At 70.1% G+C, this 13,014-nt stretch carries 13 protein-coding genes; 7 read left to right on the top strand and 6 right to left on the bottom strand.

Annotated features, from left to right (window positions below):
* Positions 1 to 29 precede the first annotated feature (29 nt).
* Positions 30 to 206, bottom strand: coding sequence for a hypothetical protein (locus AB5J62_RS23725; RefSeq protein WP_370942120.1), 177 nt, complete (start codon positions 204 to 206; stop codon positions 30 to 32).
* Positions 207 to 414: 208 nt separating this feature from the next.
* On the opposite strand from AB5J62_RS23725, the gene AB5J62_RS23720 reads away from it, so the two are divergent.
* On the top strand, positions 415 to 618 hold the full coding sequence (locus AB5J62_RS23720) for a hypothetical protein (protein WP_370942119.1): 204 nt from the start codon (positions 415 to 417) through the stop codon (positions 616 to 618).
* Positions 619 to 658: 40 nt separating this feature from the next.
* Here the strand turns inward: AB5J62_RS23720 and AB5J62_RS23715 are convergent, their stop codons facing one another.
* A complete protein-coding gene (locus AB5J62_RS23715) occupies positions 659 to 2,065 on the bottom strand; it encodes an alpha/beta fold hydrolase (protein ID WP_370942118.1) in 1,407 nt (468 codons plus the stop codon).
* 113 nt (positions 2,066 to 2,178) lie between these two features.
* Entirely contained in the window at positions 2,179 to 2,655 is a 477-nt protein-coding gene (locus AB5J62_RS23710) for a nitroreductase family deazaflavin-dependent oxidoreductase (protein ID WP_370942117.1), read from the bottom strand.
* A 90-nt stretch (positions 2,656 to 2,745) separates the two neighbouring features.
* On the opposite strand from AB5J62_RS23710, the gene AB5J62_RS23705 reads away from it, so the two are divergent.
* From AB5J62_RS23705 to fusA, 4 genes are all read left to right on the top strand, one after another.
* Positions 2,746 to 3,222 carry a cupin domain-containing protein gene (locus tag AB5J62_RS23705; RefSeq protein ID WP_370942116.1) on the top strand — a complete coding sequence of 159 codons (477 nt, stop codon included), beginning with the start codon at positions 2,746 to 2,748 and terminating at the stop codon, positions 3,220 to 3,222.
* 59 nt (positions 3,223 to 3,281) lie between these two features.
* Positions 3,282 to 4,442, top strand: coding sequence for a glycoside hydrolase family 3 N-terminal domain-containing protein (locus tag AB5J62_RS23700; protein WP_370942115.1), 1,161 nt, complete (start codon positions 3,282 to 3,284; stop codon positions 4,440 to 4,442).
* 34 nt (positions 4,443 to 4,476) lie between these two features.
* Positions 4,477 to 4,791 carry an MmcQ/YjbR family DNA-binding protein gene (locus AB5J62_RS23695; RefSeq protein ID WP_370950317.1) on the top strand — a complete coding sequence of 105 codons (315 nt, stop codon included), beginning with the start codon at positions 4,477 to 4,479 and terminating at the stop codon, positions 4,789 to 4,791.
* 304 nt (positions 4,792 to 5,095) lie between these two features.
* A complete protein-coding gene (fusA, locus tag AB5J62_RS23690; protein ID WP_370942114.1) occupies positions 5,096 to 7,051 on the top strand; it encodes an elongation factor G in 1,956 nt (651 codons plus the stop codon).
* 42 nt (positions 7,052 to 7,093) lie between these two features.
* Here fusA and AB5J62_RS23685 read toward each other — a convergent pair whose 3' ends face one another.
* Both AB5J62_RS23685 and AB5J62_RS23680 read right to left on the bottom strand, forming a co-directional pair.
* Positions 7,094 to 9,553 carry an ABC transporter permease gene (locus tag AB5J62_RS23685; RefSeq protein WP_370942113.1) on the bottom strand — a complete coding sequence of 820 codons (2,460 nt, stop codon included), beginning with the start codon at positions 9,551 to 9,553 and terminating at the stop codon, positions 7,094 to 7,096.
* A complete protein-coding gene (locus AB5J62_RS23680) occupies positions 9,550 to 10,287 on the bottom strand; it encodes an ABC transporter ATP-binding protein (protein WP_370942112.1) in 738 nt (245 codons plus the stop codon). Before AB5J62_RS23680 ends, AB5J62_RS23685 begins: the two co-directional genes overlap by 4 nt.
* Positions 10,288 to 10,380: 93 nt before the next feature.
* Between AB5J62_RS23680 and AB5J62_RS23675 the strand changes: the two genes are divergently transcribed.
* A complete protein-coding gene (locus AB5J62_RS23675; protein WP_370942111.1) occupies positions 10,381 to 11,055 on the top strand; it encodes a response regulator transcription factor in 675 nt (224 codons plus the stop codon).
* The gene (locus AB5J62_RS23670) at positions 11,048 to 12,532 is read left to right on the top strand and encodes a sensor histidine kinase (RefSeq protein ID WP_370942110.1); all 1,485 of its coding nucleotides are present in this window, start codon (positions 11,048 to 11,050) and stop codon (positions 12,530 to 12,532) included. The genes AB5J62_RS23675 and AB5J62_RS23670 overlap by 8 nt, the downstream gene beginning before the upstream one ends.
* Here the strand turns inward: AB5J62_RS23670 and AB5J62_RS23665 are convergent.
* Positions 12,500 to 12,985, bottom strand: coding sequence for a hypothetical protein (locus AB5J62_RS23665; RefSeq protein ID WP_370942109.1), 486 nt, complete (start codon positions 12,983 to 12,985; stop codon positions 12,500 to 12,502). The genes AB5J62_RS23670 and AB5J62_RS23665 overlap by 33 nt on opposite strands.
* Positions 12,986 to 13,014: the final 29 nt, after the last annotated feature.

Raw genomic sequence — 13,014 nt, 5'->3', positions numbered from 1 at the left:
GCTGTCCCCATGCCATTCGTGTGTGGTCTTTACGCGGCCTTCGCCGCCACGATCCCGAACAGTTCGTCGAGGTCGTATTCGGCCCGCCCTGGTGTGCCATAGCGGGTGAGCTTCCCCCGGCTCGCCCATTTCCGGATGGTGTTCTCGGTGACCCCCGCGGCCAGTGCGGCCAGGTCCGTCGGGACGGTGCGCCTCCGTGCGTTCATGACGTCTCCCTCGTGTACGGCGTTCGCGGCCCCAGTGCTGCCTTCCTCCGCGATGTGACCACTGTCCCCAGCGCCGCTTTGGGCCCGCTATCGGCCGCCTATCGGTCCGGGGAAAGCGCACCGGAAGCCCACCGATACCGCGCGGGCGTCAACTGGTTTCAGCCCGGCCGGAACACCCCGGACCAGGCAAGACACCAGGGAGAACATCATGAACATCACCCGCAGGCTCGCCGCCGCCGCAGCCGCCACCGCCATCGCCGGCCTCGCCTTCCTTTCGGCCTTCGCCCCCAGCGCCTCGGCCGACACCCACTGGAACACCGCCGGCGACCCGGTCTGCGCTGCCGACACCCACTGGAACGGCACCGAGTGCGTCGCCGACACCCACTGGGGCTCTGACGACACCCACTGGTGAACCCGCACCACCCATCCCGCGGATTTCGAACAATTCGTACTCAGGGAGCGACCACGGGCGGAATAGGATCACCCGGACAAGAGTCGCCCGAGGTTTTTCCGGTGTCAAAGAATGTTACGGCTCGCGCCGCACAGGGGATTTTCGACAGCGAGAGATGCTGGTCGTCCTCGACGGTCAGCAGCGCGCCACCGATCTGTTCACGCATTTCCCGCGCCCAAGCGATCGGGGTGACGGCCTCATAGCTGTGCCCGACCAGCTGCAGCGGGCTGATGCCGCGGGTGAACTGCCACGGCGTCGCCGGGAACGGCCAGCCGACGCAACGGCGGTCGTACTTCCCGTGGCCGCCCGAGACGGGAAGCTTCGCGATCAGATCGAGCCTGTTACGCCAGATGGTCTCGAAGTCACGCGTGCCCGTGGATTCGTTGCACTGCACGGCTGTCGCCTGAAACCGGGTGAATTCCCAGTCCTTCAGCGGGGCCCCGTCGTCGCCGTCGTCCGGCCCGAGCAGGGCGCCGTCGCGGAGCTTGACGAGCTTGGCGGCCGATTTGGGCCAGTCCGCCCGCAAGGAGATGAGTATGTAGTCGACCCTGCCGCGGTCGATGGTCGGCCTGGCGCGCAGGTCGAGCAGTGCTTGGGTGATCTCTGGCGCGGTCGTGCCGAAGTGGTAGACGTCGTCGTTGCGAGCGATCCAGGCCGCGAACTCGTGGAAGTGGTTCTCGTTCGCGGTCATCTGGCCGCGGTCGATCGCCGTGAGGTCGAAGTCGGGCGCCATGACCGAGTCGAGCAGCATCTTGTCGACGTTCTGGTCGAAGAGCGTCCGGTACTGCGCGCCGAGCGCGGTGCCCCACGACGTCCCGTAGTACCCGATCTTCTTCTCGCGTAATGCCTGGCGGATCCGGTCCATGTCGCGGGCGATGTTCGGCGTGGTGAGATTGCGGACGAACGCGGGGTCGTCGGCGGCACAGCGTGCCTGGCTTCTGCCGTCGCGTTCGGCTTTGAAGCGTTCCTTCTCCTTGTCACTGAGCGCCGGATCCGGCTGGGTGTAGTCGCCGGGGCATTCCTTGCCCGCGCTGAGGCCGACGCCACGTGGTGAGAAGCCGATCAGGTCATGATGGACGCCGATACCCGCAGCCTTCGACTGGAGCATCGAGCGCGGCATGTCCAGTCCGGACGCGCCGGGACCACCGGGGTTGAGCAGGATGACGCCGTCGCGTCGTCCGGTCGCCTTGATCCGGCTGACCGCCAGTTCGACCGTGCGCCCGCCGGGTTCGGCGTAGTCGACCGGGACGGTCAGCATGACGCACTCGGAGCGGTCGTCGTCGGCCGGCCACTCATTCGCGATTTCGCGGCACGGCCGCCAGTGCAAGGTGTCCGCCGATGCCACGGCAGGCGCGGACGGGACGAGGACCAGTCCCGCCACTACGGGGCCCACTAACTTCTTGATCATGACCGCCACTGTGGCGGCCTCGGCCACGGGGAGGAGTCGGCCGATCGGTCGCCTGGGGTGCCGATCGGCCGATTTTCGTTGGGATTGCAGGGATCGGTGCAATCCCGCCCGGTTCAGCCTCGCTGTTCGCTGAGCAGGAACACCCGGATCTCGCGATGCGCGGCACGGTCGGCGTAGCGGTCGTAGGCGGGCCAGTACTCGGCGACCGCGTTCCACATCTTCTCGCGCTCATCGCCTTCGAGCAGCCGGCCCGTGACCGCGATGGCCCGGCCGGAGATCGAGGCGGTCGCGCGTGGCTCGGCCAGCAGGTTGGCCGACCAGGCCGGATGGTTCTCACCGCCCCAGTTGGAGCCGATCACGATGTAGCCGCCGTCGCGCTCTACGTAGAGCAGCGGAACCTGCCGCGGCTCGCCGGTCTTGCGTCCGATCGTGGTCAGCAGCATGGTGCGCAGCCCGACCGCGCTGCCGACGCCGAAACGGCCGCCGCTGACGCGCAGCAGTACCCGATCGGCGGGTACCAGTGCCTTGCCGAGCACGGCGAACGCCTTGCTCTTGCCGAAACCGGCGAACACACCACGCAAACCAGTCATGCCGTGACCTTAGAGGCCAAGAGAGTGACTGCTGCCCGAAGGGGCGAGCTTGCTTGTGCGAGACGTGGTCGGCGTGATCGAGTCGTCACCATGACCGGTGATGAGATCGTGCTGGGCGCGTTGCCGAAGGGGATCACCCTCGCGAACGAGGGCATGCGGAAGACGGTGTGGAACGTGCTCGGCCACACCTACTACATGAAGGCGGCCAGCGAGTCGAGCTTCGCGTTCGAGACCTTCGATCCGCCTGGCACGGGGGTGCCACCGCATGTGCATCCCGAGCAGGACGAGCACATCTACGTGCTCGACGGGGTGTTCACGCTTTACCTCGACGGGCAGTGGGAGACGGCGGGGCCCGGCGACACCGTGCTCATGCCCCGGAACCTGCCGCACGCTTATTACAACCGCAGCGACGTGCCGACGCGCGGGCTGTTCTGGGTGAGCCCGGCGGGCAAGCTCGCCGAATTGTTCACCAAGCTGCACAACCTCGAAGATCCCGAGGAGGTCGTGCGGCTGGCCGCGGCGCACGACGTCGACTTCCTGCCGCCGGGGAGTGTCGAAGGGGCATGAGCGTGTGACACCCTGAGCGTCGTCCGCAGACGACCGCGATGAGGGAACACCTGGCTCCGATGAGGCGAACGGAACTGCTCGGCCTGTTCGTGCTGGCCGTGGCGCTGACCGGCTGTGCCACACCGGCACCGGCACCGGCCCCGTCGCCGGTTTCGATCACGCAGGTGCCACCCGCCGCCGCCAGCTCCGTCCCGGCTCCCGAGCCGACGCCGTCCGTCGAGGCGGCGCCGGCCGGGTGCGAAAAGGTGATCGCCGACCTGCCGGTCCGGCGGCGGCTCGCGCAGCTCCTCGTGGTCGGCGTCGACGCGTCGAACGCGCGGGCGGCCACCGATCTGGTGCGTGCCGAGCAGATCGGCGGCATCTTCCTCGGCGGCAACGCGACCGGGCTGCTCCGCGACAACGCGCTGAGCGCCGTCCAGGCGGCCGCGACCGTGCCGGTGTCCGTCGCCGTCGACGAGGAGGGCGGCCGGGTCCAGCGCATCGACGAGCTGGACGGCGACGTCCCGAGCGCGCGGAAGATGGCCCAGACCTTGAGCCCGGACGAGGTGAAGGCGGTCGGCGCCGAACGCGGCCGGGCGCTGCGCGCACGGGGCGTCACCGTCGACTACGCGCCGGACGTGGACGTCACCGACCAGCCGGACAACGCCGTCATCGGCGACCGTTCGTTCAGCCCCGACCCCGAGGTCGTCCGCGCCTACGCGTTCGCGTTCGCCGAGGGCCTGCGCGAGTCCGGGATCCAGCCGGTGTTCAAGCATTTCCCCGGCCACGGCCACGCCAGCGGCGACAGTCACAAGGGCGCGGTCGTCACCCCGCCGCTCGCCACGCTGCGCGGCGACGACCTGGTCCCATACCAGGCCATCGCCGAGTTCGACGGCGCCGCCGTGATGGTCGGCCACGTCGCCGTGCCCGGCTTGACCTCGGGCAAGCCCGCGTCGCTGGCCGCGCCCGCGTACCGGCTGCTGCGCACGGACTACCACTTCGACGGCCCGGTCATCACCGACGACCTCGGCGCGATGCGGGCCATCAGCGCCCGCTACCCGCTGCCCACGGCGGTCGTCCAAGCGCTGGCCGCCGGCGCCGACCAGGCCCTGTGGTCGTCCGGCGGCCGTGTCGGCGAGGTGCTGGACCGGCTGGAGAAGGCGGCCGCGACCGGCGAGCTGCCCGCCGACCGGATCCACGAGGCACTGCTCAGGGTGCTGACCGCGAAACAGGCTTGTTGAGGAGGCACGGGTGCGCAGCGAAGAGTTCCAGCGGATGATCGACGCGCTCGTCGACGTCGAGCGCAGTGAAGCCAGCGAGTGGACGTCGTTCAGCGTGCGCGGCAAGCGCTTCGGGTACTACTGGCCGCGCACGCAGACGGTCGGGCTGAAGCAGACGATCTCCGAGCAGCTGGCGTTGATCGCCGAGCGGCCGGACGTGTTCGAGGAGCAGTTCACCGCGGGCGGCTTCGGCTGGGTGGTCGTCCAGCTCGAAGGCATCGAGGCCGACGAGCTGTTCGAGCTGGTCTACGAGGCATGGCGGCTGTCGGCTCCTGAGGACCTGGTCGCCGAGGCGCCGCTGCCCTGGTGACCTCGTGAGTGGTACGGCCGGTTCTAACCGGCCTAAACACTCACGACCCTAGCGGGAGAAAAACGTTTTCGCGTGAGGCCGTCCACTCTGTACTCTCTCCGAGAACCTGAAGGGAGCCAAGCCATGTGTCGTAGCCATGCCGTTCGTGCTCCCCGTTCGCGCTCCATGGTGATCCTGGCGTCTTCGCGCGCCCGGTGACCGCTGCGCGGCTTTCACCGGACCCCGTGGAGAGGTCTGTCTAAAACGGCCTGCCGCGGAATCGCGCTGCCCTTTTCACGGCACCATCCCGGAAGGCGCTTCAGCCATGCGCGAACTCGAACACGTCCGCAACCTGGGCATTCTTGCCCACGTAGACGCAGGTAAGACCACCATCACCGAACGGATCCTCTATGCGACCGGAACCACCCACAAACGGGGTGAGGTCCACGACGGCACGACCGTCACGGACTTCGATTCCCAGGAACGCGACCGTGGCATCACGATTTTCGCCGCGGCCGTCAGTTGTGCCTGGGCCGGGCATCGGCTGAACCTGATCGACACGCCCGGTCACGTCGACTTCGCCGACGAGGTGGAGCGGTCGTTGCGGGTGCTGGACGGCGCGGTCGCCGTTTTCGACGCCGTCGCCGGGGTCGAGCCGCAGAGTGAATCCGTGTGGCGGCAAGCGGATCGGCATGGTGTGCCGCGGATCGCGTTCGTCAACAAGCTGGATCGGGCGGGTGCCGATCTCGATGCGGCCGTCGCGTCCATCCGGGAACGGCTGCATCCGGCTCCGCTGGTCGTCCAGCTGCCGATCGGGGCCGAGGACCGGTTCGCCGGTGTCGTCGATCTGGTCCGGATGCGGGCGCTGACGTGGGTCGATGAGCAGGCGCACGAGGGGCCGGTGCCCGATGGGCTGGCCGACGAGGCGCGCCTGCGGCGACGGCGGCTGGAAGAGGCGGTGGCCGAACTCGACGCGAACGCGTTGGAGGAGTTCTGCGAGGAGGGCACGATTTCCGCGCGGACACTCGAAACGGCGCTGCGTGAGGTCACGCTGTCCGGCCAAGGCCTGGTCGTGCTGTGCGGCTCCGCTTACCGCAACCGCGGTATCGAGCCGCTGCTCGACGCGGTCGTGGCCTACCTGCCGCAGCCGAAGGACCTGGCGGACGCGCCGTTCGCGGCGTTGGTGTTCAAGGTCGTTTCGGGCGCCACCGGGCGCTTGACGTACCTGCGGATCTACTCGGGAACGATCGGGAAGGGGACGACGGTGCTGGACGTGGGTGCTCGGCGTACCGAACGCGTCGCCCGGATCCTGCGGGTGCGGGCGGACCGGCACACCGACCTCGACCGGGCGGTGGCCGGTGACATCGTCGCCGTCGCCGGGGTCAAGGGTGCGCGAGCCGGCACGACCTTGTGTGCGCCGGATGCGCCGACGCTGCTGGAACCGGCGGCCGTCGCCGAACCGGTCGTCTCCGTCGCGGTCGAGGCCCGACGGAGCGCTGACACCGAACGGCTGCTGGCCGCGCTGGCTCAGCTGGCCGAGGAGGATCCGTCGCTGGTCGTGCGTGGCGATCCCGAGACCGGGCAGACCGTGCTGTCCGGCAGGGGCGAGCTGCATCTCGAGGTCGCGGTGGAGAAGATCCGCCGCAGCCGTGGCCTGGAGGTCAGCGTCGGCAGGCCTCGGGTGGCCTACCGGGAGACGGTCGCGCGCGGTGTGTCCGGGCTGCTTTACCGCCATGTCAAGCAAGACGGCGGCGCCGGGCAGTTCGCGCATGTCGTGCTGGACGTCGAGCCGCTGGACAGCGGCTTCGAGTTCCACTCGGCCGTGGTCGGCGGGAAGGTGCCGCGCGAGTACGTCCGCGCGGTCGAGGCAGGCTGCCGGGACGCGCTGAGTGAGGGACCGCTCGGCGGGCATCCGGTGACCGGGCTGCGCGTCACGCTGACCGACGGGGCGACCCATCCGAACGACTCGTCGGACATGGCGTTCCGGACGGCTGGCCGGTTCGCGTTGCGGGAAGCCTTGCGTGCCAGCGAAATGGCGTTGCTGGAGCCGGTGAGCGAGGTGACCGTGACGGTGCCGGACGACACCGTCGGCGGCGTGCTCGGTGACCTGGCCGCGCGCCGCGGCGCGATCTCGGCCTCGGTCGCGAAGGGCGGGACGGTGGTCGTGACGGCCGCCGTCCCGCTGGCCGAGTTGTTCGGTTTCGCGAACCGGCTGCGGAGCCGGACGCAGGGGCGGGGCACGTTCACCGCCCGGCCGACCGGCTACGCGCCCGCCAAGTAGAAGGATGGCCCCGCTCGCGACGCGGGCGGGGCCATCTCCACTTCACTGCTCGGCCATGCCCGCCGTGAGCGAGCCGCGCGCGGCTCGCCGGGCCGGTAGCAGCGCGGCCAGCGGCGCCGCCAGCACCGCGGCGCCGAGCAGCGCCGCGAGCCTGCCCCACGGCAGCGTGAACAGCATCGTCTCGCCCGCGGACTTCGCCACCTCGGTGAGCAGCCACGCCGAGCCGATGCCGAGCACCAGCCCGCACGCCGCGCCGAGCAGCGCGATGAACACCGACTCCGCGGCGAGCGCGGCGCCGAGCCCGCCCCTGGTCAGCCCCAGCGCGCGCAGCAGCGCCGACTCACGCGTGCGCTCCAGCACCGACAGCGAGAGCGTGTTCGCGATACCGGCGAACGCGATCAGCACGGCCAGCGCCGTCAACGCCCACATCAGGTTCAACGTGCTGCGCAGTCGCACCGAGGACTGGTCCTTGAGCTCCGCCATGCTGGTCAGCTTCGCGAGCGGGGCGGCTTCGAGCGCCTTTTCCAGCGCCTGCCTGGCCTCCGCCGGGGCCTTGACCAGGATGCTGTGATCGTAAGTCGCGCCGCTCATCGCGATCGCGGGCATCTGCGCCAGGTCGACCAGCCCGAGTCCGAGATCGACGCCGGGTGCGCTGACCGCGTCGTAAACGGCGACGACCTTGAGGGCGACCGAGCCCACCTGCACGGTGTCGCCGACCGTCAGCCCGGTGTACTTGGCGAGCTGGCTGCTCACGGCCAGTTCCCCAGGGCCGAGGCGGTCGAGGTTGCCCGCGACGATCTTCGGCCGCAGGATGCTGCCGACGGCGTCGCCGCGCACCGCGGCCAGCTGCCAGGGACCGAAACGGCCCAGATCGCTTGAGAAAGTGGCTCGCGGTGCGGCGGCCTCGACGCCCGGAACCGCGGCGAGTGTGTCGGGGAGCTTCGGCGGAAGTGGCTGCGTCGACACCGACGAGACGACGAAACCGGCTCGCACCTGCTCGTCGAGACCCTGGTTTTGGCCCGCTTCGACACCCGCCATCACGGTGGTCGTCAGCGAGACGACCGCGAGCCCGATGGTGAGCGCGGCGGCGCTGGCCGCGGTGCGTTTCGGGTTGCGGTCGGCGTTGAGCGCGGCCAGTTTCGCGGGCTGGCCGAGCACCGGCGCGAACACCGCGCCCAGCACGCGCATCACCGGGCCGGCGAGCAGCGGCCCGATGGCCAGCGTCGCGCCGAGCAGCGCGACCATCGCCGTGATCGAGAGCGCGATGCCCGCGTCCACGTCGGAGCCGAACGAGAGCGCGACGGCGGCGATCGCGCCGGCCAGCAGCGCGGCCGCGAGCACCACCCTGACCCGGCCGCCGCGGCCCGCCTTGCCTTCCACCGGCGTGCGCAGCGCTTCGACGGGCGGGACCCGGGTGGCCGCCCACGCCGGGATGGCCGCGGCGAGCACCGTCACGACGACGCCGAGCGAAAGGGACGCGACCACGGTCCGCGCGGTGAGCGGCAGGTACACCGGCGACTCGGGCGAGCCGATCGCCTGTAGCGCGGCGGCCACGCCGAAACCGCAGGCCAGCCCGACGGCCGACGCGACAGCGCCGACGGCGGCGGCCTCGGCGAGCACACCCGCGAACACCTGCCGTTTCGCCGCGCCGATGCAGCGCAGCAGCGCCGACTCGCGCGCCCGCTGGGTCACCATGATGGTGAACGAGTTGGCGATCACCATCGCGGCCACGACCATCGCGAGCACCGCGAACATGGTGAAGAACTTGGCCAGCATGGCCGAGTTGGGCGCGACCTCGGCGCGCAGCAGCGCGGCCGCGGTCCGCCCGGTGACCACGTCGACGCGGTCGATCGAGCGCTTCAGTTCGGCGACGAGCTGCTCCGCGCTGGTCCCTGGTTCCGCGCGCACCAGGATGCGGCCGATCTGCGCGTCGGGCGCGACCTGCTGGAACCCTTCCGGGTGCAGGAGCAGCGGGGGAGCACCGACACCCGAGTCCGTCGGCCTGCTGAACTTGCCGACGAGCGTGAAGGTGTGCGCACCGCCGTTGGTGTCGAAGACGGTCACCGGCGAGCCGAGCGCGCGATCGCGCGCGGACTCCTCGGCCATCGCGATTTCCGTTGCCGTGGAAGGAACACGGCCTTCGGCGAGATCGAACGGGCGTAGCCGCTCGTCCGCGGGCAGCGCCATGGCCGCCGAGTCCTTCGGATGGCCTGCCGTGTCGCGCAGGGGAGCGTTGACCGTCACGCGTGCCTCCGCGGCGGCGACCCCGGGCACCCGCCTGACCTTGTCCAGCACCGAGGCGTCGAGCGGGCCCTTGCTGCTGATCGAGGCATCCACCCCGCGCGTGTCGACGGCGACGGCCGCGCGCAGCCCGGCGCCGACCGCGTCGGAGAGCACGAACGACCCGGCCACGAACGCCACGCCGAGCGCGATGGCGACGGCGGAGAGCAGCAGCCGCAGCGGCCGGGCCTTCAACCCGGCGATGACGGTGCGCAGCATCATGCCCCCAGGCCGGTGAGCGCGGCGAGGACGGCGTCGGCGGACGGCGAGGCGAGGTGGGTGGCGACGCGGCCGTCGGCCAGCAGCACGCCGTGGTCGGCGTAGGAGGCGGCGACCGGGTCGTGCGTCACCATCACCACGGTTTGCCCGAGGTCGGTGACCGAGCTGCGCAGGAAACCGAGCACTTCGGAGCTGGAGCGGGAGTCGAGACTGCCGGTCGGCTCGTCGGCGAAGACGACATCCGGCTTGCCCATCAGCGCGCGGGCGCACGCGACGCGCTGCTGCTGGCCGCCCGAAAGCTCGCCGGGCTTGTGCTTGAGCCGCTGGCGCAGCCCGAGCGCGTCGACGACCGTGGCGAACCACGCCGGATCGGGCTTACGGCCGGCGAGGCGCAGGCCGAGCAGGATGTTGTCCTCCGCGGACATGGTCGGCAGCAGGTTGAACGACTGGAACACGAAGCCGACGCGCTCCTGCCGCAGCCGGGTCAGCGCGGCGTCGGACAGCCCGGTGAGCGTGGTCGGTCCGATTCGGACGGTCCCGGCGTCCACAGTGTCCAGTCCGGCGAGACAGTGCATCAGCGTCGATTTCCCGGAACCGGACGGGCCCATGATCGCGGTGAATCGGCGCGCCGCGAAATCCAGCGTCACGTGATCGAGCGCGCGCACCGCGGCGTCACCCCTGCCATAGGTCTTCACGACGTCCGACACGCCGACCGCGGCGGTTGTGTTTCCATGCATGGCAGGAGCATGGCCAAACACGACTGAATGGTTCCTGAAAGATCCTGAAGAACGGTTCAGGATCCCGCGCGTGCATCTGCGAAGATCGCTCTCATGCGGGTGCTGGTGGTGGAGGACGAGAAGCGGCTGGCCGAGACGCTCCAATGGGGTCTCGAGGCCGACGGGTACGCCGTCGACCTCGCCCACGACGGCGAGGAGGGTCTCGAACTCGCGCGGCTGTACCCGTATCAGGTGATCGTGCTCGACATCATGCTGCCCAAACTCAACGGCTATCGCGTCTGCGCGGCACTGCGCGAACTCGGGATCAGCACGCCGATCCTCATGCTGACGGCCAAGAACGGCGAGTACGACGAGGCCGAGGCGCTCGACACCGGCGCCGACGACTTCCTGAGCAAGCCGTTCTCCTACGTCGTGCTCGGCGCCCGCCTGCGCGCGCTCACCCGGCGCGGCGGAACGGGCTCGGCCGCGACACTCGCCTTCGGTGACCTGGTGCTCGACCCGGCGAAGCGGACCTGCCATCGCGCCGGCCGTCCGATCACGTTGACCACGAAGGAGTTCGCGGTACTCGAATGCCTCCTTCGACATGACGGTCAGGTCGCGGCGAAGAACGAGATTTTGGAACAGGTATGGGACATGGCGTTCCAGGGCGACCCGAACATCGTCGAGGTCTACGTGAGCGCGTTGCGGCGCAAGCTGGACGCGCCGTTCGGGCGGCGCACGATCACGACCGTGCGCGGCGTCGGCTACCGGCTGGTGAGCGATGAGTAGATGGTGGCCGGTCGCGGTCCGCCGCAGCACCGCGCTGGCCGCCGTGCTGTTGTCCATGGCCGTGTTCGCGCTGGGCTGGTTCGGCATGCGCGAATTCGTGCGGCTGCAGCTGAGCGGCAGCGCCATCAGCAACACGCAGACGCAGCTGGACCGGATGGCCGACGCCTACCGGGTCGGCTCGCTCGGTGCCGGGCCGCCCGCGCTGTCCGAGGCGATTTCCTCCGGCGGGGCGCTGTTCGAGGCGGTCACGGACTCGGGAGAGTCGGCGGTCAGCAGCGCCGACCTGCGAAAATGGGATCCCCGCTGGACCCCGTTGCCGCCGGCGCCCGCAGGCGCGCCCCCGGACTGGTCGATCACCACCCAAGCCACACTGCGGCCCGGCTCGCACCCGGATTGGCGCGAGTACCGCACGTACACGGTGCTGGGCCGCGTCGTCGAAGGCGTCCAAGCCGACCTGATCGAGCCGCTCGGACGGCAGGGCAGCCGCTTGGACAGCGGCCTGACCGGCGGGAGCACCGCGCAGCCACAGCGCCTCACGCTGTATTTGTTCGTCATACCGTGGGACACCATCAGCATCGTCAGCACACTCGACGACACGCTGACGTTCTTCGCACCGCTCGCGGTACTGCTGACCGGCCTGGTCGCCTGGTTCACCGCGGGCCGCGCACTCCGCCCGGTGGAGGCGATCCGCCGCGAGCTGGCCGAGGTCAGCGGCAGCCAGCTCGGCAGACGGGTGCCGGTACCGCGCTCCCGTGACGAAGTGGCCAAGCTGGCCGAGACGACGAACACCACGCTCGACCGTCTCGAGCATTCCTACGAGCAGCAGGAACGGTTCGTCGCGGACGCGAGCCACGAGCTGCGCAGCCCGCTCGCGAGCCTGCGCACCGGCCTGGAGGTAGCGCTCACCCACCCCGACCGCGCGGACTGGCCCGAGGTCGCCCAGCAGTCACTGCTCGACGTCCAGCGCCTGCAACGCATCACGGCCGATCTCCTGCAGCTCACAGGCGAATCGTCGGCGTCGACCGGCCTCGTCGACCTCGCCGACGTGGTGGCCGAGCAGGTCGCCGAGCGCGCACACCAGCCAGGCCCGACAGTCCGGTCCTATGTAGACGGTCCGGCGATCGTGTCCGGCCACGCCGTCCAGCTGGAACGCTTGCTGCGCAACCTGCTCGACAACGCGGCGCGCCACGCGGAGTCCTCGATCACGGTGAGCGTGGGCGTTTCGGCGGGCGAGGTCGTCCTCGAAGTGGTCGACGACGGCCCGGGTATCGCTCCCGCTGACCGCGAACGGGTCTTCGACCGCTTCGCCCGCCTGGACGACGCTCGCGCCCGGGACGCCGGCGGTTCGGGCCTCGGCCTCACCCTCGCCCGCGACATCGCGATCCGGCACGGCGGTTCGCTGCGCGTGGAAGACAGCGCGCGAGGCGGCCGGCTGGTCGCGCGGCTACCCGAGGCGGACATGCCGGGGGAACAGTAAGTCGTTGCGCTGCAAGAAAACCCGGTCACGCCAGGTCTCGGCGGGCACCCGCGGGATCTCGTCGTTCAGCGTGTAGCCGGGATCGTGGTCGAGCCAGCCCGCGACCACCTTGCTGCCGTCACCGGGCGGATCGACCCGGAGGAACTCGAACACGCCATGGCTCGGGTTCGCCAGCCAAAAGTGCGGTGTCGCCAGGTCTTCCCAGCCGGTCACGGTGACGGCGGCGCAGAAGTCCGCCCCGGCATGGTCGATGATCCGGCCGAGATGCGCGACGGCCGCCCGAACCAGCGCCCGGTTGCGGTCATCGAGCGACAAACCGTCCAGAAAGGACACCTGAGCGGCCTCGGTGTAGAGCGGCAACTCGGCGAAATGGCCGTCATGCTGCATCAAACCGTCGAGATCGAGAAGGCCGCGTTGTTCGAGCAGTCGTTCGAACCGTGGATCAGCAGTCATGAGTACCCCCACGACTGTGTACCACCAGA

It is taken from the genome of Amycolatopsis sp. cg5, assembly GCF_041346955.1.
GTDB lineage: Bacteria > Actinomycetota > Actinomycetes > Mycobacteriales > Pseudonocardiaceae > Amycolatopsis.
This window is presented reverse-complemented; position numbering and strand designations above follow the sequence as displayed.